The organism is Phenylobacterium sp. (assembly GCF_004799515.1).
Classification (GTDB): domain Bacteria; phylum Pseudomonadota; class Alphaproteobacteria; order Caulobacterales; family Caulobacteraceae; genus Phenylobacterium.
The window spans coordinates 220,731-244,332 of the sequence record NZ_SSMX01000003.1 but is presented as its reverse complement, the minus strand read 5'-3'; the positions used below and the strand labels follow the sequence as shown (position 1 = coordinate 244,332).

19 protein-coding genes are annotated in these 23,602 nt (G+C 71.7%); 10 read left to right on the top strand and 9 right to left on the bottom strand.

What is annotated here, in order from left to right; translation table 11 throughout:
- Positions 1-190: 190 nt before the first annotated feature.
- The 3 genes from E8A49_RS01940 to mdcA are packed head-to-tail and all read right to left on the bottom strand — an operon-like array spanning position 191 to position 3,931.
- Positions 191-970 (bottom strand): alpha/beta hydrolase, encoded by a 780-nt coding sequence (locus E8A49_RS01940; protein ID WP_293375783.1) that lies wholly within the window; start codon positions 968-970, stop codon positions 191-193.
- Positions 967-2,268 (bottom strand): malonyl-CoA decarboxylase, encoded by a 1,302-nt coding sequence (locus E8A49_RS01935; RefSeq protein ID WP_293375781.1) that lies wholly within the window; start codon positions 2,266-2,268, stop codon positions 967-969. The genes E8A49_RS01940 and E8A49_RS01935 overlap by 4 nt, the downstream gene beginning before the upstream one ends.
- Before the next feature lie 13 nt (positions 2,269-2,281).
- Entirely contained in the window at positions 2,282-3,931 is a 1,650-nt protein-coding gene (gene mdcA, locus E8A49_RS01930; RefSeq protein ID WP_293375779.1) for a malonate decarboxylase subunit alpha, read from the bottom strand.
- A 111-nt stretch (positions 3,932-4,042) separates the two neighbouring features.
- Between mdcA and E8A49_RS01925 the strand changes: the two genes are divergently transcribed.
- Entirely contained in the window at positions 4,043-4,903 is an 861-nt protein-coding gene (locus E8A49_RS01925; RefSeq protein WP_293375777.1) for a LysR substrate-binding domain-containing protein, read from the top strand.
- A 27-nt stretch (positions 4,904-4,930) separates the two neighbouring features.
- Here E8A49_RS01925 and E8A49_RS01920 read toward each other — a convergent pair whose 3' ends face one another.
- Entirely contained in the window at positions 4,931-5,791 is an 861-nt protein-coding gene (locus tag E8A49_RS01920) for an AraC family transcriptional regulator (RefSeq protein WP_293375775.1), read from the bottom strand.
- A gap of 178 nt (positions 5,792-5,969) precedes the next feature.
- Between E8A49_RS01920 and E8A49_RS01915 the strand changes: the two genes are divergently transcribed.
- Together E8A49_RS01915 and E8A49_RS01910 are read left to right on the top strand one after the other, a co-directional pair.
- Positions 5,970-6,563: an outer membrane beta-barrel protein gene (locus tag E8A49_RS01915; protein ID WP_293375773.1), complete on the top strand. Its 594-nt coding sequence runs from the start codon at positions 5,970-5,972 to the stop codon at positions 6,561-6,563.
- 96 nt (positions 6,564-6,659) lie between these two features.
- On the top strand, positions 6,660-7,187 hold the full coding sequence (locus tag E8A49_RS01910) for a hypothetical protein (protein WP_293375771.1): 528 nt from the start codon (positions 6,660-6,662) through the stop codon (positions 7,185-7,187).
- On the opposite strand, the gene E8A49_RS01905 is transcribed toward E8A49_RS01910, so the two are convergent.
- The 3 genes from E8A49_RS01905 to E8A49_RS01895 form a co-directional block, all read right to left on the bottom strand.
- The gene (locus E8A49_RS01905) at positions 7,188-9,653 is read right to left on the bottom strand and encodes a DUF3772 domain-containing protein (RefSeq protein WP_293375769.1); all 2,466 of its coding nucleotides are present in this window, start codon (positions 9,651-9,653) and stop codon (positions 7,188-7,190) included.
- A gap of 84 nt (positions 9,654-9,737) precedes the next feature.
- Complete coding sequence (locus E8A49_RS01900) at positions 9,738-10,868, bottom strand: HlyD family secretion protein (protein WP_293375767.1); 1,131 nt, start codon at positions 10,866-10,868, stop codon at positions 9,738-9,740.
- Positions 10,865-11,458: a TetR/AcrR family transcriptional regulator gene (locus tag E8A49_RS01895; RefSeq protein WP_293375765.1), complete on the bottom strand. Its 594-nt coding sequence runs from the start codon at positions 11,456-11,458 to the stop codon at positions 10,865-10,867. Before E8A49_RS01895 ends, E8A49_RS01900 begins: the two co-directional genes overlap by 4 nt.
- A 59-nt stretch (positions 11,459-11,517) precedes the next feature.
- Between E8A49_RS01895 and E8A49_RS01890 the strand changes: the two genes are divergently transcribed.
- From E8A49_RS01890 to E8A49_RS01860, 7 genes are all read left to right on the top strand, one after another.
- Positions 11,518-13,164 carry a DHA2 family efflux MFS transporter permease subunit gene (locus E8A49_RS01890; RefSeq protein WP_293375763.1) on the top strand — a complete coding sequence of 549 codons (1,647 nt, stop codon included), beginning with the start codon at positions 11,518-11,520 and terminating at the stop codon, positions 13,162-13,164.
- 25 nt (positions 13,165-13,189) lie between these two features.
- The gene (locus E8A49_RS01885) at positions 13,190-14,608 is read left to right on the top strand and encodes an efflux transporter outer membrane subunit (RefSeq protein ID WP_293375761.1); all 1,419 of its coding nucleotides are present in this window, start codon (positions 13,190-13,192) and stop codon (positions 14,606-14,608) included.
- A gap of 90 nt (positions 14,609-14,698) precedes the next feature.
- Positions 14,699-15,442 (top strand): gluconate 2-dehydrogenase subunit 3 family protein, encoded by a 744-nt coding sequence (locus E8A49_RS01880; RefSeq protein WP_293375759.1) that lies wholly within the window; start codon positions 14,699-14,701, stop codon positions 15,440-15,442.
- Positions 15,443-15,445: 3 nt separating this feature from the next.
- A complete protein-coding gene (locus E8A49_RS01875; protein WP_293375757.1) occupies positions 15,446-17,215 on the top strand; it encodes a GMC family oxidoreductase in 1,770 nt (589 codons plus the stop codon).
- Positions 17,212-18,519 carry a cytochrome c gene (locus tag E8A49_RS01870; RefSeq protein ID WP_293375755.1) on the top strand — a complete coding sequence of 436 codons (1,308 nt, stop codon included), beginning with the start codon at positions 17,212-17,214 and terminating at the stop codon, positions 18,517-18,519. The genes E8A49_RS01875 and E8A49_RS01870 overlap by 4 nt, the downstream gene beginning before the upstream one ends.
- Before the next feature lie 86 nt (positions 18,520-18,605).
- The gene (gene sppA, locus E8A49_RS01865; protein ID WP_293375753.1) at positions 18,606-20,381 is read left to right on the top strand and encodes a signal peptide peptidase SppA; all 1,776 of its coding nucleotides are present in this window, start codon (positions 18,606-18,608) and stop codon (positions 20,379-20,381) included.
- Between the two features lie 158 nt (positions 20,382-20,539).
- Positions 20,540-21,571 (top strand): S41 family peptidase, encoded by a 1,032-nt coding sequence (locus E8A49_RS01860; RefSeq protein WP_293375751.1) that lies wholly within the window; start codon positions 20,540-20,542, stop codon positions 21,569-21,571.
- 56 nt (positions 21,572-21,627) lie between these two features.
- On the opposite strand, the gene E8A49_RS01855 is transcribed toward E8A49_RS01860, so the two are convergent.
- Together E8A49_RS01855 and E8A49_RS01850 are read right to left on the bottom strand one after the other, a co-directional pair.
- Entirely contained in the window at positions 21,628-22,671 is a 1,044-nt protein-coding gene (locus E8A49_RS01855; protein ID WP_293375749.1) for an aspartyl protease family protein, read from the bottom strand.
- A 139-nt stretch (positions 22,672-22,810) separates the two neighbouring features.
- Positions 22,811-23,560 carry a tetratricopeptide repeat protein gene (locus E8A49_RS01850; RefSeq protein ID WP_293375747.1) on the bottom strand — a complete coding sequence of 250 codons (750 nt, stop codon included), beginning with the start codon at positions 23,558-23,560 and terminating at the stop codon, positions 22,811-22,813.
- Positions 23,561-23,602: the final 42 nt, after the last annotated feature.

The window sequence follows — 23,602 nt, the reverse complement described above, 5'->3', positions numbered from 1 at the left end:
TATGGACGTTCATCCGGGGTCTCCCGGTTAGAGGTTGGAGCTTCGCAACCCCACTCTCTCAACCCGATCCCGGGTGAACAACCTTCGTAGCTTCGACACCTAGGCCAAGCCCCTCACCGTCCCTAATCGACGCCGGGCGCGCCAAGCGCGACCCGGCGTTCGACGTCGCGCGGGAGCCGCTTCCTCGCGATCAGGCCTGCCGCCCGGCGGCTTCGAGGATCAGGTCCGCGATCTCCGCTGGATGCGAGATCAGCGACAGGTGGCTGGCCTTCACCTCGATGGTCTTGGCGCCCATGCGCTTGGCCATGAACCGCTCGAGGTCCGGGTTGATCGTCCGGTCCTCCGTCGAGACGGCGTAGAAGCTCGGCTTCGACCGCCAGGCCGCCTGCGTGGTCTTGCCGGTCAGCAGCGCCCTGTTGAAGGGCTCCTGGACCGCATAGAGCACCCGCGCCTTGGCGGCCGGCAGGTCGCCCGCGAAATCGCGCAGGAACGCGGCCTCGCTGAGCCGCCCCTCATCGCCATCGAAGACGATGCCAGCGGTGGCCGGCGGCGTGGGGAAGGTCTTGGCCAGGGCCGCGTAGTCCTCGCCCGCGTCCGGCGCCCGCGCCGCCACATAGACCAGCGACGAGACCTTGGGATGCAGGCCCGCCTCGGTGACGATCATCCCGGAGAAGGAGTGGCCGACCAGCACCGTCGGGCCGTCCTGCCGGTCCAGCACGCGCCGCGCCGAGGCGACGGCCTCAGGCAGCGTCGTCAACGGGTTCTGGACGGCGGTGGCGTTGAGCCCCGCCACCTGCAGGCGGGCGATCACCTCGGACCAGCACGACCCGTCGGCGAACAGCCCGTGCACGAGGACGACGTTGCGCGCCATGGGCGGCTTGGGGTTCGCGGCCAGGCCGCGGGTGGCGCTCAGCGAGGCCGCCGCGCCGGCCAGCAAGGCTGTGGAAAACGTGCGTCTGTCGATCATCATGGCGCCTGCTCCTTTGAGGATGCCTGCATCAACGCGTCCACCTCCGGTGAGCGCACAATAGTCCCGTCGCGGGCGAACGCCTCGTGGTTGTCCTCGATGCTGTCGTGGTCATAGAGGTAGTTGACCATGACGCCGTAGGACTCCTGGAGGCCGCGCGGCGAGGGGTCGCCGAGCCAGTTGATCCGCTCCAGGCGCGCGCCGTTGCCGAGGTGGAAGCGCGCCACCGGGTCGATGCGGTCTTCGGGCGACGGCCGCCGCGTCAGGTAGGTCGCGCACAGCCGCAGCAGGGCCGCCCGCAGGGGTTCGCTCCGCTGCGGATCGCGCCACCAGCCGTCGCTCGCGAGTTCCGGCGACAGGGCGGCGTCGGGGGCGCCCTCCTCCGTAAGCCGCTGCGTGAGCCAGCGCCGGAAGCCCGGCGCCGGCGACAGGGTCGAGAACTGCTTGAGCTGCGGAAACTCCGCCTGCAGGTCCTCGACCACCTGCTTGATCAGGAAGTTGCCGAACGACACGCCGCGCAGGCCATCCTGGCAATTCGAGATCGAGTAGAAGATCGCGGTGTCGGCGCGGAGCGCCTGGGCCCGCGCAGCCGCCTCGTCGGTGTCCTGCGCCAGCAACGGCGGCATGGCCGTCGCCAGGCCCTCCACCAGAGCGACCTCGACGAAGATGAGCGGCTCGCCAGGCAGCGCGGGGTGGAAGAAGGCGTAGCAGCGCCGGTCGGGCGCGAGCCGCCGCCGCAGGTCGTCCCAGCCCTTGATCTCGTGCACGGCTTCGTGGGCGATCAGCTTCTCCAGAACCGCGGCCGGCGTCTGCCAGTCGATCCGCCGCAGATCGAGGAAGCCGCGGTTGAACCATGAGGCGAACAGGTGCTGCAGATCGGCGTCGAGCAGCTTCAACTCCGGCTCGCTGCGCAGGCGCGGCAGGATCTCGCTGCGCATCGCGATGAGCGCGCCGGTGCCGCCGGGCGCCATGTTCATGCGCCGCAGCAGTTCCTGCCGGGGCGGGTCGGCGGCGCGCGCGAGGGCGGCCGCGGCCTCCGCACTGGCGCCGGCGAGATAGCGTTCCGCCGCCGCGCCGAGCGCCGCCGGGTCGGGCTGGAACGCGGTGGCGAGGTGGCGCTCGAAGTCTTGGCGGTCGCTGGCCTCCAGCGCGCGCACCGCCTCGTGCAGCTGGCGCGCGACCAGGGCGCCAGAGGCTTCGCCGCGCTGCGACAGCAGTTTCGCGGCGACCTGCTTCGCGCGGTCAAGGGGCGCGAGCTCAGCGTCGGAGGGGTTGCTGGGCGCTTGGTTGATCGGGGTCATGGTCGCCTCCTTCTCAAGAGTGCGCGGCGGCGGCGCGGAACTGCGCCGGCGGCGTATAGAGCCCGCCGGAGGCCGTCACGAGGTCGTCGATGGACTTGGCGGCGAGCCAGCCGCGGTTCGCCGTGGCGACGTCGATGCCGAGATCGGCGGGGGACATGACGATGCCGCGGCGGCGCAGGCTGTCGCTCAATTCCGGCGACTGCCGCTGGCCGAAATCGGTGTCGCCGGCGATGGCGCGCAAGGCGCCTTCGCGGTCCTGCGGCGAGCGGCAGAGCAGCAGGTTGGCGACGCCGCGCTCGGTGATGACGTGGGTGACGTCGTCGCCGTAGATCATCACCGGCGGCAACGCGAAGCCCGCCGAGGCGGCGAGGTCGAAGGCGTCCAGGCGCTCGACGAAGCTCGGCGCGCCGTTCGGCTGGCGCGTCTGCACCATCTGCGCCACCAGCTTGCGTCCGCGCAGGCTGTCGCCGGCCTCCTGGCCGGCGCGCAGCCAGGTCGGACTGCCGTGGCGACGGCCGCGCGCGTCGGCGCCCATGTTCGGCGCGCCGCCGAAGCCGGTAATCCGATCCTTGGTGGCGGTCGAGCTGTTGGCCTGCGCATCGATCTGCAGCGTGCCGCCGATGAACAGGTCGCAGGCGTACTGTCCGGCGACCTGGGCGAGCGCGCGGTTGGACCGCAGGCTGCCGTCGGCGCCGACTGGAAAGATATCGGCGCGGCTCGAAACGTAGCGCTCCATGCCCAACTCGGAGCCGAAGCAATAGACGCTGTCGACGAAGCCGGCCTCGATCGCCGGGATCAGGGTCGGGTGGGGATTGAGCACGAAATGCTGGGCGATCTTGCCCTTCAGCCCGCGCTGGGCGGCGAAGGTCGGCAGCAGCAGTTCGATGGCCGCGGTCGCGTAGCCGATCCCGTGATTGAGCCGCCGCACCTCATAGGGCTCGTAGACCGCGGCGATCGCCATCATCGCCATCAGTACGTTCTCGTCGTGGATCTTGGCCGGATCGCGGGTGAACAGCGGATCGATCCGGTAAGGCTTGGGCGTCTGGATGATGACGTCGACCCAGTCGCCGGGGATGTCGACGCGAGGCAGCCGGTCCACGACCTCGTTGACCTGGGCGACGACGACGCCGCCACGGAACGCCACCGCTTCGGCGATCGTGGGCGTGTCCTCGGTGTTGGGGCCCGTGTAGAGGTTGCCGTCGCGGTCCGCCTTGTCGGCGACGATGAGCGCGACCTGCGGCTGCAGGTCCACCAGCATGCGGGCGTAGAGCTCCAGATAGGTGTGGATCGCCCCGATCTTCAGCGCCTTCGACGCCACCAGCTCGGCGAGCCGGCGGCTCTGCGGCCCGGCGAACGCGAAATCCAGCCGGTTGGCGATGCCGCGTTCGAACACGGCGAGATGGTCGGGCAGCGCCAGGACGGACTGCACCATGTGCAGGTCGTGGATCCGCGCCGGATCGACGTTCGCCAGGGCCGCGGCGAGGAAATCCGCCTGCTTCTGGTTGTCGCCCTCGATCGCGACGCGGTCGCCGGGCTGGATGACCGCTTCGAGCAGCTGGGTCGCCCGGTCCGCCGGGCAAAGCTTCCCGGGCGCGCCGCTCACCGCGGCGGCGCGCGCCAGCCGTTGGGGACGATCGGATCCGTGCTGGGATGGGCCTGACATAATCAAATTCCTTCGCGTCGTGCTGTCTTCCGCCGCGAAAGATGGGCCTCGATCATTGATTATGGAAACGATATTTTATAATATGATTGATCTCAAATTTGGATCAATTCCATGCTGGATTTCGAGCTGTTGCGGGCCTTCGTCGCGGTGGCGGAGTGCGGCGGCTTCCACCGCGCGGCCGAGCGGCTCAACCTGACGCAATCCACCGTGAGCCAGCAGATCAAGCGGCTGGAACTCGAGACCCGGCGTCCCTTGTTCCGGCGCACGACCCGCAGCGTCGCGCTGACCGACGACGGCGAGATGCTGCTCGGCGATGCGCGTCGCCTGCTGCAGCTCGAGGAAGCCGCCCGCCTGCGCCTGTCGGCGCCGCGCCTGGCGGGCACGGTGCGGCTGGGCGTCGTCGAGGAGGTCGCGGGCGGCACGCTGCCGCCGGCCCTGGTCCGCTTCGCCGCGATCCATCCCGGCGTGAAGCTGGAGGTGCAGATCGGCGTCAGCGCGGACCTGATCGGACAGCTCAATGCGGGACGTCTCGACGTGGTGTTCGCCAAACGCCCGCTCGGGACATCGAAAGGGCGTCTGGTGTGGCGCGAGCCGCTGGTGTGGGCGGCGGCCGACACCTTCGACCTCACGCCCGGCGCGGCCCTGCCGCTGGCGCTCTATCGCGAGCGGTCGGTTTCACGCGAGGCCGCGCTTGCCGCGCTCCAGGCCGGCGACCTCGCCTGGGAGATCGTCTACACCAGCCCCAGCCTGACCGGCGTCCGCGCCGCGGCGCTGGCCGGCCTCGCCGTCACGCCGCTGCCGGCGAGCGCGGTCATCGCCGGCCTGCGCATCCTCGGCGCCCGGGAAGGCCTGCCGCCGCTGCCCGACCTCGAGTTCGCCATCTACGAAAAGCCCAAGCCGGACACCGCCGCAGCGACGCTGGCCGCGGCCCTGCTGGCGCTGGCGCAAAGCCCGTCGCGCCCGTCGATCTGAGATCGCCGACGATTCAAGAAAGCAGGTCTAGCGCGGCTCGCTGTCCGGCGCCGCCAGGCCCGCCATCCGGCGGCGATAAGCCTGCGGAGCCATGCCGAACGCGTGGCCGAAGGCGGTGGTCAGGTGGGCGTGGCTGGAGAAGCCGGTCTGGATGGCGAGCAGGCTGAGGTCGTCCGCCCCGGCGTCCAGGCGCTGACGCGCCTCGGCCAGCCGGCGGGCCAGGATGAACTGGTGCGGGCTCTCGCCGGTGGCGGCGTGGAAGGCGCGGGAGAAATAGCCGCGGCTGAGGCCCGCCACGGCCGCCAGCTCGTCCACGGTGATCCGTTCGGGCAGCCGGCTGTCGATGTGCTCCTGCACCCGGCGCAGGTTGAACGGCGCGAGATCGGGCCGCCGCCGCGCCGGCGCGCCGCCCGCCACCTGGGCGGCGCGGGTGATCAGGGTGTCGGTCAGGCGCTCGAGGTAGGCCCGCGCCTCGTCCCCCTCGGTCAGCAGCACGCGGCGCACCTCGTGCGCCAGGGCGTGCACCCCGGGGTCGACGGTTCCCGGCGGCGGCGTCGAGACCGCCGGCAGCCGTATCCCCTCGCGCGGGGAGAAGGCGACCGCCAGGGTCTCCACCGGCTCGGCGCTTTCCAGGCGCCTCGGCTCGCCCGGGACCAGCAGGCTGAAGGCCCCGCGCGGGAACGCCGGGCCGCCGCGCGCCGGCTGGGCGGCGTTGAACAGGAAGATCACCATCGGCCGCCGGCCGTCGTACTCCATCTGGAACGGCGCGAGCGCCTGGTGACGGATCCAGACCTCCGGCAGCTCGGCCAGGGTGACCAGCCCGTCCAGGGCCAGCGCCGCGGCCTCGCCGGGGGCGTCGGATGGCGCGGGCGTCAAGCTCAGGGTCACGCGGGGTCTCCCTCCCTACACGCTAGAGATAGGCGCGGCCGGCTCGCCGCCAATGGCGTGTCTGCCGCCGCATTTGGGTCACGCTGCTGAAAAGCCGGTCACACGCCTGGAAGCGCCGCCGCGGGACGGCCCCGATCTGTCGTTCAGCAAGCCCACTTAAGGGCTGGAGAACAAGATCATGAAGTCTCTCATCGTTACCGCGGCCGCTGCGGCCGCCCTGGTCGTCGCAGTCACCCCGTTCGCGTCGCGGGCGGCGGACGACAACGGCTGGTACGTGCGCGGCGACGCCGGCGCGACCTTCTCGGGCCGCATCGACGGGACCAACGGCCCGCGCAGCGACGACGGCTGGACCGCCGACCTGGGCGCGGGCAAGAGCTTCGGCAACGGCTTCCGGTCCGACGCCGAACTCCTCTATCTGGACGGCTCCGGCAAGTCTGGCGCGGGGGACACCCATGTCCTCGCCGGCTTCCTGAACGGCTACTACGATTTCCTGCCGAACAGCCAATGGCGCCCGTTCATCGGCGCGGGCATCGGCGTCGCCGACGTGAAGGTGGACGACAGCTTCCGCGCCCCGCACGGCGACAGGACGACCTTCGCCTACCAGGCGATCGCCGGCGTCTCGCACCCGTTCAGCGACCGGCTGACCGGCGAGGTCGCCTACCGCTACATCGGCGCGCCGAACGTGAAGTTCGGGTCCGACGACGACCGCGTGAAGGGCGACTTCGGTGCGTCCCTGGTGACCGTTGGCCTGCGCTACCGCTTCGGCGGCTAGCGCGGACCTAAGGGGTCCCGCGCGGCGTCTCTCCAGCCCCCAGACCGCGCCGCGCGGGGCCCCGCCCCTTTCCTCATCCTTTCGGGCCATAGCGCCATGACCGTTTCCCGCACCCTCGCCGCCGCCCCCGTCCCTGCGCCTGTCTGGCTCTGGACGTTCGCCCTTCTGTCGGCCCTCGTCCTGCTCACCGCCTGCGCGCCCCGCGAGCCCTTGCTCGCGGCGGCGGGGCCGGCCGGGCCGCCGATGCCGAAGATCGCCGTGCTGCAGAGCGACGTGCTGGTCGTCGACGGTCAGGCCATCCACCTGGCCGACGTCGTCACCCCGCAACCCTCGCCCGACGCCCGCTGCGCCGCCGAGGCCCTGGCCGCCCGCCAAGCCGCCCTGCGGCTGAAGGCCCTGGCGAGCGGGGTGATCGCCGTCGGCGTCACGCCCACCGGCGACCGCGACGGCCAGGGCCGGCCCTATGCCCACGTCCTGCTGGACGGCCAGGACCCGGCCCACGACCTCATCGAGGACGGCCTGGCCGTGGCGCCTGGCGGCAACCGATTCGACTGGTGCGGCCCGATCTCGGCCGACTACCCGCGCGCCGCGCACATCGCGACCCTGTCCTTCTCGGGCGCCTGATCAGGACGGGCGCGGCGGCTTTGGAGCCGCGCCCGTGGTCTTGCCGGCCCCGGCGAGCAGGTCGGTGAGCTTCGGTCCCGGTTCGACGATGAGGTTCTGCGCCCCGGCCGCGCCGTTGAAGGCGACGCCTTCGCTCTGGAAGGCGGCGAGCACGGCGAAGTAGAGAGCGCTCTTCACCCGCACCGCGTCGCGCGGACTGGCCACGAACAGATAGCATTTGAAGTTCACCGCCCCGCCCGCGGCGAGCCCGTCGATGTAGACCGCCGGCGCGGGATCGCTCAGCACCTCGGTCTGGGCGGCGGCGATCTTCAGGATCAGGTCGCGCGCCCGCTCCGCGTCGGCGGGGCTGGCGATGGACAGCTCCAGCAGCACCCGACCGCGCGGATCGCCGAGCGTCTTGTTCTGCACCTGCTTGGTGATCAGGTCGGAGTTGGGGACGATGACCGTGGTGCGGTCGAAGGTCTCGATCTCGGTCGCGCGCACCCGGATGCGGCGGACGTCGCCTTCCAGCCCGCCAACGTTGACCCAGTCGCCCACCTTCACCGGCCGCTCGATCAACAGGATGACGCCGGAGACGAAGTTCTGCACCACCTGCTGCAGGCCGAAGCCGATGCCGACCGACAGCGCGCTGGCCACCAGGGCGATCTGCTGGAAGCCCAGGCCCATGGCGGCGAGCGCGCTCAGCGCCGTGATCACGACGCCCAGGTACAGCAGGCCGGTGCTCACCGAGTTGCGGACGCCCACATCCCAGCCGGTCACCGGCAGGTAGCGCCGCACGAACCAGCCGCGGACCAGGTTCACGAGGCCCAGGCCGACGGCGAACACCGCGATGCCGCTCAGGATGGCGCGCGGCGACAGGGTGGCCGAGCCCAGCCGCACCGCGACGCCCACCTGGTCCAGGTGGCCGGCCAGCAGGCGGCCGCTGTCGCCGAACGGCGTCAGCGCCAGGCTGATCGCCACCAGCAGGACGGCGATCTGCGCCGCCGCCGCCGTGAGAATGCCAAGCTGCGCCACGGTGGCGCGCCGCAGGCTGAACACCCCGCCCAGCAGCCGCGACGCCCAGCCGGAAGGCGCGAACAACCAGGCCGCCAGGTCCTCCACGAACCGCAGCAGGACGAAGCTCGCCGCGCCCAGCAGCGCCAACCAGAACACCTGTCCGGAGACCAGGGTGGCGAGCGTCGTGAGGCCGGTGGCGACCGCGCCCACGGTGACGACGATGGCCGCCCCGAGCGCCAGCGAGATCAGGGTCCAGGCCGCCGAGGGGCGCGCGGCGGCGTCCGGGGCCCCGCTCTGCCGGCCCCGGCTGGCGGTGATCAGCACGGCGGCGGCCAGGAGCGCATAGGTGAGCGCGACGACCGCGTTGCTGGCGATGGTCGCCGAGACGCTGGCGCCCACGATGTAGTTGAGCCGACCCAGCAGGTAGCCCGCGGCGGTCACCGGCGCCACGACCGCCAGCAGCCGGCGGGTGCGGGTGGAGACCGCGTCCGACACCGTCAGCAGGCGCTGCTCCGGCCGCCGGTGGGTGACCAGCGCCTGGCCAAGGGCCAGGATCGCCGCCGTCCAGCCGACGGCCACGACCGCCGCTGCGGCCAGGTCGGCGGCGGCGTCCGACAGGAGGTCGCCCCAGGCCGCGGCCAGGCGCAGCGCCACAGCCGCCAGCACCGGCGTGCCCACGTCCACCAGGGTCATCCAGACCGCGCCGGCGGATCGGCGGCCCTTGCCCTTCCACCGCGCGACGGCGCTCGCCCCCAGCCGCTCCAGCAGCCAGCGTCCCGGCCAGGCGAGGATAAGGGCGGCCAGCAGCCCGCCGGCCAGCGCCAGCAGTCCGCGGGGCTCCTCCGCGTCGGCCGCCACGTCGGCGGCTTCGATGGCGAGGTTCCCCAGCCGCGCCAGGTCCGGCCCTACCGCCTCGCGCAGGCCCGTCCAGAACTCGGGCGACAGCGGCGAAGGCGACTGTTCGAGGACCCGGGCGCTGAAGCCTTCGCGGCGGCGCTCCGCCACCTGGTTGAAAATCGCCGCCGCCCGGGCGGCCACGGTGCGGGCCTGATGCATCTGCGCCTGCAGCAGGTTGCGCTGCGCCGCGGCCTGGGCGGCGGCCGCTCCGCGCGGCGATCCGCGCCCCGCCGTACGGTTAAGCGCGGTGAGGGCATGGCCCCGGGCCGCCGCCATGGCGCTGGCGCGGTTCTCGATCGCGGCGGCCTGGACTCCCACCGCGGCCAGGCTGTGGTCGTCCGACGCGGCCGGAATCTGGTTCTGCAGCTGGCCCAGGGTCTGCTCGTCGGCCGCCAGCACCGCCATGTCATCCGGAGGCGCCGTGGGCGGCGCCAGGGTGGGCGCGGGCGGCGGCGCTGCGGTCGCCACTGGCGCCGGCGCTGGGGCGGCCGGCGCGACGACGGCCGCATGGCTCGACAGGGCCACGGCGAGGAGAAGCGCCGTCAGCACGGCCCTGCGACGCAAGAAGATCATGCCGCCATCCTACCCATTCCGACGCGGGTTAGAACCGACGTCGCGCCGCCTGGGTTCACGAGGGGGCGGGTTCGCGGAAACGGGCTATTCGCGCAGGCGCACCTTGACCGTGGTCGAGAGGCCGGGCCGTAGCTGCGCCACGCCCGGCTGGCCGGCGTCGAGGCGGATACGCACCGGCACCCGCTGGACGATCTTGGTGAAGTTGCCGGTGCCCGGCTCGAAGGGCAGCAGCGAGAAGGTCGAGCCGGAGCCAGGGGCGAAGCTTTCCACCTCGCCCTTCAGGGCCACGCCGGGGAGGGCGTCCACCTTGACGGTGGCCGGCTGACCGGGGCGCATCCGCGCCACCTGGGTCTCTTTGAAGTTCGCCACCACATAGAGCGCCTGCAGGGGCACGACCGTCATCATCCGCGTGCCGGGCTGGACGTAGTCGCCGGGCTCGACCTGGCGGTCGCCGACCACGCCGTCGATCGGCGCGCGGATCAGGGCGTGGCCCTGGTCCTGCTTGGCGAGGTCGAGGGCGGCCTGGGCGCGGGCGACGTTGGCCTCGGCCTGGGCCAGCGCGGCGGCCAGGTTGGCGCGCTTGGCGCGGACCACCTCGACCTGGTTCTGGCTGACGTCGAGCTGGGCGCGGGTCTTGATGGCGTCGGAGTCGGCGCCGGCGGCGGTGGCGCGGTAGGCGTCGGCGTCGCGCTGGGCCACCGCCCCGTCGGAGACCAGCTTCTCATAGCGGGCGCGGTCGGCGTCGGCCCGTTCGCGCTGGGCGTCGGCGGCGCTGATCACCGCGGCGGTGGCGCGCACGTTGGAGAGCGCCAGCCGCTCCTCCGGCGCCAGGGCGGCCAGGGCGGCCTCGGCCGCCTGCACCCCCGCCCGGGCGGTCAGCAGGTCCGCGGAGGCCGAGGCCACGCGGGCGTCGAACTCCTCCGGGTCGATCCTCACCAGCGGGTCGCCGCGGCGGACCGTCTGGTTGTGCTGCGCCAGCACCTCGGCCACCAGGCCCTTGATCCGGGGCGCCACCACCGAGGAATCGGCCTGCAGATAGGCCGCGTCGGTGGACTCCGTGGCCTTGGGCGCGGCGATATAGGCCGCGCCGCCCGCAGCCACGGCCAGCGCCACGCCGACCGCGAGCCCTGTGCGGCGCGAGAACGGCAGGGCGAACCTGGGCTTGGGGCGCGGCGCGGCGGTCGCGCCGTCCAGGGGAAATCCGGTGCTGTTCATGAGTCCAGTCCGAGGCGGGCCTTCAGCGCCGATCGCGAGGCCTTGAGGATGGCGTCGGAGCGCGCGGCGTCCGGCTCGGCGCGGGCGAGCGAGACGGCGCCCACCAGCTCCGCCAGCACCGAGGCCGCCGTGATCTGCGGCTCGGCGAAGCCCGCGCTCTCCAGCAGGCCCGCGATCTTGCCGGTCAGCCCGGCCACGCCCCGGGCGAACAGCGCGCGGGTCTCGCCCGTCAGGCGCGGCGCCTCGGCGGACAGGAAGGGCAGCGGGCAGCCGGCGGTGCGCGCGTCGCGGTGGCTGCGCGAGAGATAGAAGTTGATGTAGCTGGTCAGCGCCTGGCGCGCGTCGGCGCCCTCGGCGGCCGACAGCTCCAGCCGCGCGCGGCTGTCTTCGAACATCCGCGCGACGCCGGCCGCCAGCAGGGCGTCGCGCGACGGGAAGTGGGCGTAGAAGGCGCCGTGCGTCAGACCGGCCGCGCCCATGACGCCGGCCACGCTGACCCCATGCGGCCCCTGTTCGCGGATGGCCTTGGCGGCTTCCGCCACCACCCGTTCCCGCGACTGCGCCTTGTGTTCCGAGCCGTAGCGCGCCACTTGCGTCTCCGTTTGTATGATGCACATAATATAATAGAAGCGGACAGGCAAGGGACAGCATGGCCCAATCCGGAGCGATCTCCCTAGGCGGCGGCCCGGCCGCCGCGGCGCCGGCCCTTGCGCCCGCCGCCGTCATCGATCCCTCGACCTGGCCGACCTCGCGCAAGTTCATGGTCTTCGGCCTGATGGCGTTCGGCCAGTTCATGGCGCTGATCGACATCCAGATCGTCGCGGCCTCGCTTAACGACGTGCAGGCCGGTCTCTCCGCCGGCCCCGACGAGATCAGCTGGATCCAGACCGGCTATCTGATGGCCGAGCTGGTGATGATCCCCTTCTCGGCCTTCCTGGCCCAGGCGCTGTCGACGCGGGTGCTGTTCGCAATCTCCGCCGGCCTGTTCACCGTCGCGAGCGCGCTTTGCGGCCTCTCCTGGGACATCCAGTCGATGGTGATCTTCCGGGTGATCCAGGGCTTCGTGGGCGGGGCCATGGTGCCGACGGTCTTCGCCACCGGCTACGCCCTCTTCCAAGGCCCGCAGCGGGCGCTGATCCCGGCGATCCTGGGCTCGGTCTCGGTGCTCGCCCCGACGCTGGGACCGACGGTGGGCGGCTTCCTGACCGACGCGGCCGGCTGGCGGTGGATCTTCTACATCAACGTCGTCCCCGGGATCGCGGTCACGGTCCTGAGCCTGCTGCTGATCCGCGTCGACCGGCCGAACCTCGCCATGCTGCGCAAGATCGACTACGCGCACCTGATCTCCATGGCGGTCTTCCTGGGCGGCCTGGAATATGTGCTGGAGGAAGGCCCGCGCTACGACTGGCTGGGCGACCCGGCCATCGCCACCGCCGCCTGGCTGTCCGTCGTGGCCTTCGGCCTCTTCCTGGAGCGCTCATTCCGCTCCGGCGGGCCGATCGTGCGGCTGACGCCGTTCCGCAAGCCGACCTTCGCCTTCGCCTGCGTCTTCAACCTGGTGATCGGCTTCGGCATCTATTCCTCGACCTATCTGATCCCGCTGTTCCTCGGCCGGGTGCGCGGCTTCGACAGCCTGCAGATCGGCGCGACGGTCTTCGTCACCGGCGGGGCGCAACTGGTCGCCACCTTCATGGTCGCGCGCCTGTCGCAGACCGTGGACCCCCGCAAGCTGATCACCGTGGGCCTGACGCTGTTCTCAGTGAGCCTCTGGTGGACCGCGCACATGACCTCGCAGTGGGGCTTCTGGGACCTCCTGGGGCCACAGCTCCTGCGCGGCTTCTCGGTGATGTTCTGCATCCCGCCCAGCGTGAACATGGCCTTGACCGGCTTCGAGGGCCCGGAGCTGCGCGCCGCCTCCGGCCTCTTCAACCTGATGCGCAACCTGGGCGGCGCCGTCGGCATCGCCGTGGTCAACACCTGGCTGGGCGACCAGACCCGCATCCACGTGGCGCGGATGGGGGAGAGCCTGGGCGAAGCCGCCGCCCGCGCGCCGGACTTCCTGGCCGCCGTCGCCGCCCAGGTGGGTCAGCTCAATCCCGACAGGGTCCATGCGCTGGGCGTGGCTCAGGGGGAGCTCGCCCGCATCGTCGGGCGTGAGGCCCTGACCTCGGCCTTCAACGAGAGCTTCCAGCTGATGGCCTGGATGTTCTTCGCCGCCCTGATCCTGGTGCCGTTCTGCCGCCCCGCGCCGGTCACCGGTACGGCGCGCAAGCCGCCGCCGCCGGACGCCCACTAGAAACGTGCCCACTAGAGGACCCGCGATGTTCCGCCCCCTGCTTCTCGCCGCCGCCGGCCTGGCGCTGGCCGGCTGCGCTGTCGGCCCGGACTTCAAGGCGCCCGCCGCGCCGCTTACCGGCGCCTATGCGACGCCCGCGCCCACCGACGCCGCCGGCGCCGACCTCGCCGCCTGGTGGCGCGGCTTCGGCGACCCGCAGCTGACCCGCGTGGTCGAGCGCGCCGCGGCCCAGAACCTCGATGTCGCCCAGGCCGCAGCGAGGGTCCGCCAGTCACGCGCGGCGCTGAAGGCGGCCGGCGCGGCGCTGTTGCCTGAGGTCGGCGCCCAGGCCGGCGCGGCCCGGGTGGAGCAGTCCCTGCTCTCGCCGATCGGCGAGATCGGCAGCCATCTGCCCGGCTTCGAGCGGACCTACGACGACTACAACGCCGGCGCGGTGGCGAGCTGGGAGATCGACCTGTTCGGCGGCCTGCGCCGGGCCCGGGAGGCGGCGTCGGCCGACGACGCCGGCGCCCGCGCCGACCTCGCCGCCGTGCGCACCAGCGTCGAGGCCGAAGCCGCCGACGCCTATCTGCAGGCCCGCGGCTATCAGGCGAGGCTCGCCGTCGCCCACGCCCAGGAGACCGTCGACGCCGACCTGCTGCGCCTGGTCCAGGAACGCTTCTCGCAGGGCGTCGCCGCCGAGCGCGAGGTCCATCAGGCGCAGGCCGAGCTGGAGGCCGTGCGCGCGGCGATCCCGCCGCTCGCCGCCGGCCTCGCCGCCGAGCTCAACCGGCTGGACATCCTGATGGGCGCCCAGCCCGGGACCTACCGCGCCGAGCTCGCCGCCGACGCGCCCCTGCCCAAGGCCCCGGCGCTGGCCTCCGACCAGCGCCCCGGCGACCTGCTGCGCCGCCGCCCCGACCTCCTGGCCGCCGAGCAGCGGCTGATCGCGGCCAACGCCCGCATCGGGGTCGCGGTCAGCGATTACTATCCGAAGATCTCGCTCTCCGGCCTGTTGGGCAGCGAGAGCCTGTCGAGCAGCCAGCTGTTCACCGGCCCGGCCCGCACCGACCAGATCGCCGCGGGCCTGCGCTGGCGGCTGTTCGACTTCGGCCGCGTGGACGCCGAGGTGGCCGCCGCCAAGAGCCGCGACGCCGAGGCCCTGGCCGCCTGGCGCGCCGCCGCCCTGCGCGCCGCCGGCGAGGTGGAGACCAGCTTCAGCGACCTGACCCAGGACCGCCTGCGCGCGGCGGCCCTCGACCGCGAGGTGGCCCAGCTCACCACCGCCCGCGGCCAGGCCCAGAAGGCCTATGAAGGCGGGGTCGCCAACCTGCTGGAAGTGCGCGACGCCGACCGCGACCTGCTCACCGCCTCCGACCAGCTGGTGCAGACCGAGCTCGCCGCCGACCGCGCCGCCGTCGCCAGTTTCCGCGCCCTGGGCGGCGGCTGGAGCGGGGGGCGCTAGACCTTGCGAAATTTGACGCCGTAAAACTCCGCCACAACCGGAACGCGACGCCGTAACAAGCGTTACTACAGAGGGTCGGAGGGCTTTGTCTTGCGGCAGTTCCAAGTGGACCGGCGGACTCTGTTGGGCGCGGGCGCGCTCGCCTTCGCCGTTCCCCTGGCCAGTTCCGCCGAACAGCTGACCGGGCTCGGCCTGCCCTGGGCGCCGAACACCTCCAGCTTCCCCACCGCCGTCGACCTCCGCGCCCGCTACGTCTACTTCAACGCCGACGAGGCCGCCTTCATCGAGGCCGCGGCGCTGCGCATGATCCCCGCCGACCCGACCGGCCCGAGCGCGCTGGAGGCCGGCGTGCCGCTGTTCATCGACCGCCAGATGGCCGGCGACTACGGCAAGGGCGCGCGCTGGTACATGCAAGGCCCCTTCGGCAAGAGCACGGGGACGCAGGGCTACCAGGCCAAGTGGCCGCCCGCCGGCTTCTACCGCGCGGCCATCAAGGCCATCGGCGACCACCTGGGCCAGAACAACGGCCAGCCCTTCCACAAGCGCGCGGAGGCCGACCAGGACGCCTTCCTGAAGGATCTCTCGGGCGGAAAGGTCGATCTGGGCGCCGATGTCGACGGCAAGGCCTGGTTCACCCTGCTCTTGCAGAACGTGATGGAGGGCTACTTCTCCGACCCGATCTACGGCGGCAACCGCAACCTCTCCGCCTGGAAGATGATCGGCTTCTCCGGCGCCCGCTACGACCAGCGGGCCTATGTCCTGGCCTACGGCAAACCCTATCCGCTGCCGCCGGTGGGCATCGGCGGGCGTCCCGCCTGGTCGATGAAAGGCTAGCCCATGGCCACCAAGCTGCCCTCCGTCGACGCGGTCTTGATCGGCTTCGGCTGGACCGGCGCGATCATGGCCCAGGAGCTGACCGACGCGGGCCTGAACGTGCTGGCCATCGAGCGCGGCGACTGGCGCGACACCCCCACCGACTTCTCGCCGGCCTACGCCCAGGACGAGCTGCGCTACTACTGGCGCCACGAGCTGTTCCAGCGCCTCAGCCACGACACGCTGACCATCCGCAACAACCAGAGCCAGACGGCGCTGCCCATGCGCCAGCTGGGCTCCTTCCTGCTGGGTGCGGGCGTCGGCGGGGCGGGCGTGCACTGGAACGGCCAAGTCTGGCGCTTCCTGCCTTCGGACCTGAAGGCCAAGAGCCACAATCTCCAGCGCTACGGGAAGGCCTACGTCCCCGACGAGATGACCATCCAGGACTACCCCGTCAGCTACGACGACCTGGAGCCCTACTACGACAAGTTCGAATACCTCTGCGGGGTCTCCGGCAAGGCCGGCAACCTGAAGGGCGTGATCCAGCCCGGCGGCGACCCCTTCGAGGGCCCGCGCCAGCGCGAGTACCCGAACCCGCCGCTGGACATCCCCTACGCGCCCAGCCTGTTCGGCCAGGCCGCCGCCAGCCTGGGCCGCCATCCTTTCCCGCACCCGGCGGCCAACGCCTCGCGCGCCTACACCAATCCGCTGGGGGTGCAGCTCGGCCCCTGCACCTACTGCGGCTTCTGCGAGAAATACGCCTGCGGCAACTACGCCAAGGCCAGCGCGCAAACGACCATCCTGCCGGTGCTGATGCGCAAGAGGACCTTCACCCTGAAGACCAACGCCGAGGTCCTGAAGATCAACCTGAGCCCCGACGGCAAGACCGCCACCGGCGTGACCTACGTCGACGAGCAGGGCCGGGAGTTCGAACAGCCGGCGGAGATGGTGATCCTCTCGGCCTACATCCTGCACAATGTGCGGCTCTTGCTGCTGTCCGGCATCGGCAAGCCCTACGACCCGGTGACCGGCGAGGGCATCGTCGGCAAGAACTACGCCTACCAGATCACCTCCTCGGTGAATGTTTTCTTCAATGACAAGATCCTCAATCCCTTCATCGGCGCCGGCGCCCTGGGGGTGATGATCAACGACTTCAACGGCGACAACTTCGACCACGCGGGCCTGAACTTCATCGGCGGCGGCTACGTCGGCATCCTGCAGACCGGGGCCAGGCCTATCGAGACCCACCCGACGGCCACCGGGGTCCCGACCTGGGGCCTTGAGTGGAAACAGGCCATCGCCCGCGACTTCGCCAAGACCACCCAGATCAACACCCACGGCGGGGTGATGAGCCACCGCGGCAACTACCTGGACCTCGACCCGACCTACAAGGACGCGCTGGGCCGGCCCCTGCTGCGCATGACCTTCGACTACGGCGACAACGAGCACCGCATGTCGGACTATCTGACCGACCGCGCCGCCGAGATCGCCAAGGCCATGGGCGGACGCGAGATCAAGGCCAACTACCGCAAGGGCCCGTGGGACGTGGTCCCCTACCAGACCACCCACAACACCGGCGGCGCGATCATGGGCGAAAGCCCCCGCGACAGCTTCACCAACAAGTACCTGCAGAGCTGGGACGTGCCGAACCTGTTCGTCCTCGGCGCCACGGCCTTCCCGCAGAACGCCGGCTATAACCCAACCGGCACGGTGGCGGCCCTCGCCTACCACGCCGCCGATGCGATCAAGGCCCAGTACCTGAAGGCGCCGCACCAGCCGCTGGTGCAGGCGTGAGACTGCGGGCCCGCGCCGCCGCGGCGGTCCTCGCGGCCGGCGTCGCCCTGCTCCTGGCCGCGCGCCAGGCGCCGGTCTTCGCCGAGGTGGTCGCCCCCGCCGCGCCGGTGGCGCCGGCCACCGCTAAGGCCACGCCCGCCGTCCCGGAAAGCCCGCAGGTCGCCCAGGGGCGCTACCTGGCCGTGGTCGGCGACTGCGAGGGCTGCCACGACCGGCCGGGCGGCGCGCCCTATGCCGGCGGCCTGCCGCTCGCGACGCCCTTCGGGACCATCTATTCGGTCAACCTCACCCAGGACCGCGAGACCGGCCTCGGCGCCTGGAGCGCCGACGACTTCTGGAACGCCATGCACAACGGCGTGCGCCGCGACGGGGCCAAGCTCTATCCGGCCTTTCCCTATCCCTACTTCACCCACATCACCCGCGCGGAGTCCGACGCGCTCTACGCCTACTTCAGGACCCTGCCGGCGGTGAGCTACCGGCCGCCGGCCAACAAGCTGCCCTTCCCGCTCAACCTGCGCTTCATGGTGGGCTTCTGGAACGCGCTGAACTTCAAGCCGGACAATGCGCCGACCACCGGCCCGAACCCCGGCCAGCACATCGTCGAAGGCCTTGGCCACTGCGGCGCCTGCCACACGCCCAAGACCTTCCTGGGCGGCGACAAGAACGGCCACGCCCTGGAGGGCGGCAAGCTCGACAACTGGCTGGCGCCGGCGCTGAATTCCGACCAGCGCCGCGGCCTCGGCGCCTGGTCGACGGCCGACGTCGCCGAGTACCTGAAGACCGGCCGCAACGCCCGGGCCAACGCCTCGGCCTCCATGGCCGACGTGATCCGCTATTCGACCTCGCAGATGGCCGACGCCGACCTCGCCGCCGTCGGCGACTACCTGCGCGGCCACCCGACCCACGCTGCGGCGGTGGGCGATGTCAGGGTCGACCCGAAGGTCATGCAGGCCGGCCAGGCGATCTACGTGGACGAGTGCGCCACCTGCCACGCCGCCGACGGCAAGGCCCAGCCGGGCTACTTCCCGCCCCTGCCCGGTGCGGCGGTGACCCAGTCGACCAACCCCACCAACGTCATCCGCTTCATCCTGTCGGGGACCCAGACGGTGGCGACGGACGCCAAGCCCACGCCGCTCTCCATGCCGAGCTTCGGCTGGAAACTGGACGACGCCCAGGTGGCCGCGGTCGCCACCTATGTGCGCAACAGCTGGGGCAACGTCGCCCCGCCGGTCAGCCCCTCGGACGTCGCCAAGCTGCGCCGCAAGGTGGGCAAGCCCATCCAGAAGCCCTCGGCCAAGGTCTAGGGACGCGCATCCAGGCGAATTCGCGTGCGGGCGGCGCGCGCTCGACCTAAGACTTCGCCAGTTCCCAGGGGGCGCACGAGTCACGGATGAAGCAGTTCCTGATCACCGCGGCGGGCGTCTTCGCCGGCCTGCTGATCTTCATGATCGGCGTGCCCTTCGTGCTGATCTCCATGGCCGCCGCCGCGGCCGGCCCCGCGCCCACCCCATCGAAGACGGTGCTGGAGCTCGACCTGCGCGACCCGCTCACCGACCAGTCGCCGCAGAGCGCGCTCGCCGGCTTCGCCCGGCGCGGCCACTCGGCCATGTCGATCCTGGAAGGCCTGCGCCGCGCTGAGAAGGACGACCGCGTCCGGGGCGTCCTGATCCGCCTGCCCGAGGGCGGGGTCGAGCCGGGCCTGGCCGACGAGATCCGCCTGGGCGTCAAGCACTTCCGCACCTCCGGCAAGCCGGTGATCGCCCACAGCCAGGGGCTCTACCCGTCCGGCATCGTGACCGCGACCTACATGCTGGGCGCCTCGGCCGATGAGCTCTGGATGCAGCCCGGCGCCTCGTTCCAGGTCACCGGGATTTCCAACGAAGACCTGTTCTTCAAGCGCTTCTTCGACAAGTACGAGATCAAGCCCGACTACGAGCAGCGCTACGAGTACAAGAACGCCGTCAACGGCTACCTGTTCGACGACTACACGCCCGCCCACCGCTCGGCGGAGCTGTCCTGGATCGGCTCGGTTTACGACACCGACCTGGCCGCCATCGCCGCCGACCGCAAGCTCGATCCGGCGGTCCTGAAGACCACCCTCGAAGCCGGCCCCTACCTGGCCGACGAGGCCCTGGACAAGCATCTGATCGATCGCGTGGGCCAGGTGCACGAGGCCCAGGCCGCCCTGATCCGGCAGGCCGGCGACGGCGCCCAGCTGGTCGATTTCGAGGACTACGCCCACGGCCGCCAGCCGCGCGAGCGGGGCCTGGGTCCCGCCGTGGCGGTGATCGAGGCCGAGGGCGACATCGTCGACGGCAAGGACCAGGGCGGCAACCCGTTCTCCCGCGGCTCCAGCATCTACGCCGACGACCTGGCCCAGGCCTTCTACGACGCCATCAAGGCCAAGGACGTGAAGGCCATCGTCTTCCGCCTCAACTCGCCGGGCGGCTCCGACACCGCCTCCGAGGAGATCCTGGCCGCCATCCGCGCGGCCAAGGCCGCGGGCAAGCCGGTGGTGGTCTCCATGGGGACCTACGGCGCTTCGGGCGGCTACTGGGTCTCGTCGGAGGCCTCGGCCATCGTCGCCGAGCCCTCGACGCTGACGGGCTCCATCGGCGTCTTCGGCGGCAAGTTCGCGCTGGGCCCGGCGCTGGCGAAGTTCGGCGTCGACGTGCGCCAGCTGGGCGTCGGCTCATCCTACGCCGGCGCCTTCGGCATGGGCCGCGAGTTCAGTCCCGCCGAGCGCGCCGCCTTCAGCCACTGGATGGACCGCATCTACGACAACTTCATCGCCCGGGTGGCCGAGGGCCGCAAACTGCCCGTGGAGCGGGTGCGCGAGATCGCCAAGGGCCACGTCTGGACCGGCGTCCAGGCCAAGGAGCTGGGCCTCGTCGACCAGATCGGCGGCTTCTACGACGCCGTCGCCAAGGCCAAGGCGCTGGCCGGGATCACCGGCGAGGCGCGGCTGAAGCGCATGTCGCCGTCGAACTCGCCCTTCGAGGCGGTGCAGAAGATGCTGGGCGTCTCGGCGACATCCGCCCGCACGCTCGCCGCCGCCGCCTGGGTGTTCGGCGACCCTCGCGCCCAGGGCATCCTCGACGAACTCGCCCAGGCCCGCGCCCGCACCGAAGGCGCGACGGTGCTGGCGCCGACGCGGGTCCACTAGGGACGACGGGTCGTCTCCTCGTGGCGCTATCCCGGCGCAGGCGGCGCGCACGGAGCCGTTCCGGCCCGCCACCCGCGCCGGGACCGCTTACCAAGAGTTAATTTGCGCCGATCTCGCATCGTAGCCCACGGTTCAACAGCTGCGAGGTGGGTTTGCCCATGGGCTGGGACATTCGAGCGACGGCCGCCTGCGCGGCGGCGATGAGCCTCGCTCTGGTCTCGCGCGCGTCGGCCGCGCCGCCGACCGCACTCGCAGCGCCCTTTGCGCCCGCGATCGAGACGCTGGCAGACAAGCTCCTGGCCAACTACCTGTTTCCGGAGGTGGGCCGGCAATACGCCGAAACGCTGCGACGGCGGCTCGCCGCCGGCGACTACGATCACACCGCCGACGCGCAGCAGATCGCCGCGCAGCTTACGGCCGACCTCCAGGCGATACGGAAGGATGGCCATCTGCGCGTCAGGGTCGTGGATGCCGCGCCGTCCAGCGCCACCCGAGCCTCCGCCTCGGCGCCGCCGCCGGTCACCGACGCGAAGTGGCTCGCGCCGGGCGTGGCGTACATCGCCTTCTCACTCATGCCGGACGATCCGCAGGTGGTCTCCGCCGTGGAACGCTTCATGCGCGAGCACGCCTCCGCCCGCGTCGTGATCATCGACGCCCGCCAAAATCACGGCGGCGGCGAAGGCGTGCCGAACGCCATCTTCAAATACCTGTTCGCCAAGCCGCGGGTGCTGACCTACTTTGACGAACGGACCGGCGTCGAGGATGACACGACCGACGATCCGTATGAGCAGCCGCCGGTGATCACTAAGGCGCCAGGACCGGCGGGCGTTTCGCGCAGCCGATTCACGGTGACGCCGGACGCCAGCGAGCATCGCCTGTTTCGCGCGAAGGTCTTTTATCTGACCTCGGCGAAGACCGCCTCCGCGGCGGAGCAGATGGCGCAGACCCTGAAGCGCACGCATCGCGGCCTCATCATCGGCGAACGGACGGCGGGCGCCGGCCACTTCGGGTTCTTTGTACCGATAGGACAAGGCCTCGAAGCCTTCATCCCCTGGGGCCGCGTGCTCGATGCGGCGACCGGAGACGACTACGAGGGCCGCGGCGTCGCGCCGGACGTCGTCGTGCCCGCAGACCGGGCGCTCGATGAGGCCCTGCGAAGGGCCGCACCCCGCGGCGGATCGGGAGATTAGTCCAGAGCGGGCCGCGGATCGCCGGGCGTTCGGGCCAGTTTCGCTGAGTACATGCCCTAACGCCCCTGCTGGGCCTCGTGGCGCACCCGCCGGTCGCCCGGCGGTGAGGGCGTGAACACCACCACGTGGCGGCCGAAGTCGAGGGTCACGTCCTGGAAGTGACGCAGCACGTCCACCCCGATCAGGATCGCCGGCCGGTCGGAGAGCTTCCACAGGTCGAAGATGTGCAGCTCGGCGAAGACCCCGATCACCTCGTTGATCTGCATGCCGCCGAGCCTGAGCGTCGGCAGGGGCGCGAACTCGCCGCGCGCCGTCTGGCCCGTGGCGCTGATCAGCGGCACCGGCGCGAGCCGCGGGCCGAAGTCCGGATGGGTGTGCACCACCGCGTCGCGCAGGGCGTGGTTGCCCACCGTCACCTGGGCGCCGGAATCGATGAAGGCGGCGACCCGCACCTCGCCGACCTGGGCGTCGAGGATCACCAACTGGCCTTCGCGGTAGGCGGCGTTCACCTGGATCGGCGCGTTGTAGGCGGGTATCCGCGAATTGGTCCCCTGGCCGACCTCGACCCCCTGGCCGGAGTTGGAAATCTCGAAGCGGTTGAGGTCGAACTCCAGCGACATCCGCCGGCCGCGCATGATGTCGACGCCCAGCAGGCCGTCGGCCCCCAGCCGTCCGCGCGACAGCACCGGCAGCTCCAGATTGCGCGAGATCACCGACCCCACGTTCAGCCGTCCCACCTTGGCCTGGTCCGCCGGCTCGGCGCCGGCGATGCCGTGCACCACCACCTGGCCGGCCGGGGGCAGGCCACAGGCGGCCGCGGCCTCGATGGAGATCACCGTGCGGTTGGCGCCGGTGTCGACCACGAAGGCGAACGGGCCCTTGCCGTCGACATAGACCGGCACCGTCATCCGCCGCGCCTGGTCGAAGGCGGTCTCCAGCTGGGCGCCGGTGTCCGGCGGCGTCGCCGGCGGCTCCACGGGGCCGGTGTCGGTGAGATTGATGGAGATCAGCCGCCGGGCGGGCGCGGTGACGCAGGCGCTCAGCAAGACGGGCGTGAGCGCGGCCGCCAGTCCGCGGCGGGACCAGCCTTCCCCTGACATCGCCCATTCTCCCCGGGACAAAGAAATGTCCTCCTCCCGGCAGCTTGCCCGCCCGCGCGGTCCAGCGGAAGGGTCCGCGACGAAGGGGGTGAAAGGCGCGACGAATGTCCGCCGGCGGACAAAGCCGCCGCCGGGCGGATCAGGCGTCGAACTTGCGGGCGCGTTCCTGGGCGAAGTCGCCCAGCAGGTTGCGCGCGAAGTCGCGCTGGGTCTCGGCGGTCCGCGGATCGGCGATCAGGGCGGCGAGCCGCGCTTCGCCGGCGTCATAGAGGCCCTCCGCCAGGTCGGCGCGGGCCAGCACGATCGTTGCCTCCGGATAGCCCGGCTCGGCCGCCAGCACCTGGCCGGCGTAGTCGCGCGCCTCGTCATAGCGGCCGCCGCGGATCGCCGCCGAGGCCAAGCCGGAGATGGCCAGCAGGTTCTGCGGCTGCAGCTCGTGGGCGCGGCGAAAGGCCGCCTCGGCCGCCTCGTGGTAGTTCAACGCCTCCAGCACCGCGCCACGGGCGGCGTGGGCCGGGGCGAAGTCCGGCTGGGCGGCGATCAGGGCGTCGAAGTGCGGCATGGCCAGCTCGAAGCGCTGCAGCCGCACCAGGCTGAGCGCCAGGGCCTGGCGCAGGCCCAGGTCCTGCGGCCAGGCGCGGTGGCCGCGCTGCAGCAGGGCCACGGCCTCTTCGTAGCGGTCCTCGGCCTCCAGCTTGCCGGCCGCCAGGTTGAAGGTCATCGGGTGTTCGAGGCCGCCGGCCAGCGCCGTCTCGGCCAGGGCCACGGCCCCTTCCAGGTCGTCGGCGGTGAGCTTGGCCTGGATGGCCTGCAGCTGCGCGCGGTCGGCCGCCGCGTCGCGTGGCCTGGCGCCCACCTGGAACTTGATCGGGCCCGACTTGAATTCCATCCGCCTTGATATCCTGCTCGCCGCAGCCCGGATGACCGGCCA

Bases quoted from the DNA above. Each gene is read 5' to 3' on its own strand.
- E8A49_RS01940 (WP_293375783.1), bottom strand. From the start codon at position 970: ATGATGATCGACAGACGCACGTTTTCCACAGCCTTGCTGGCCGGCGCG.
- E8A49_RS01935 (WP_293375781.1), bottom strand. From the start codon at position 2,268: ATGACCCCGATCAACCAAGCGCCCAGCAACCCCTCCGACGCTGAGCTC.
- mdcA (WP_293375779.1), bottom strand. From the start codon at position 3,931: ATGTCAGGCCCATCCCAGCACGGATCCGATCGTCCCCAACGGCTGGCG.
- E8A49_RS01925 (WP_293375777.1), top strand. From the start codon at position 4,043: ATGCTGGATTTCGAGCTGTTGCGGGCCTTCGTCGCGGTGGCGGAGTGC.
- E8A49_RS01915 (WP_293375773.1), top strand. From the start codon at position 5,970: ATGAAGTCTCTCATCGTTACCGCGGCCGCTGCGGCCGCCCTGGTCGTC.
- E8A49_RS01910 (WP_293375771.1), top strand. From the start codon at position 6,660: ATGACCGTTTCCCGCACCCTCGCCGCCGCCCCCGTCCCTGCGCCTGTC.
- E8A49_RS01905 (WP_293375769.1), bottom strand. From the start codon at position 9,653: ATGATCTTCTTGCGTCGCAGGGCCGTGCTGACGGCGCTTCTCCTCGCC.
- E8A49_RS01900 (WP_293375767.1), bottom strand. From the start codon at position 10,868: ATGAACAGCACCGGATTTCCCCTGGACGGCGCGACCGCCGCGCCGCGC.
- E8A49_RS01890 (WP_293375763.1), top strand. From the start codon at position 11,518: ATGGCCCAATCCGGAGCGATCTCCCTAGGCGGCGGCCCGGCCGCCGCG.
- E8A49_RS01885 (WP_293375761.1), top strand. From the start codon at position 13,190: ATGTTCCGCCCCCTGCTTCTCGCCGCCGCCGGCCTGGCGCTGGCCGGC.
- E8A49_RS01875 (WP_293375757.1), top strand. From the start codon at position 15,446: ATGGCCACCAAGCTGCCCTCCGTCGACGCGGTCTTGATCGGCTTCGGC.
- sppA (WP_293375753.1), top strand. From the start codon at position 18,606: ATGAAGCAGTTCCTGATCACCGCGGCGGGCGTCTTCGCCGGCCTGCTG.
- E8A49_RS01860 (WP_293375751.1), top strand. From the start codon at position 20,540: ATGGGCTGGGACATTCGAGCGACGGCCGCCTGCGCGGCGGCGATGAGC.
- E8A49_RS01855 (WP_293375749.1), bottom strand. From the start codon at position 22,671: ATGTCAGGGGAAGGCTGGTCCCGCCGCGGACTGGCGGCCGCGCTCACG.
- E8A49_RS01850 (WP_293375747.1), bottom strand. From the start codon at position 23,560: ATGGAATTCAAGTCGGGCCCGATCAAGTTCCAGGTGGGCGCCAGGCCA.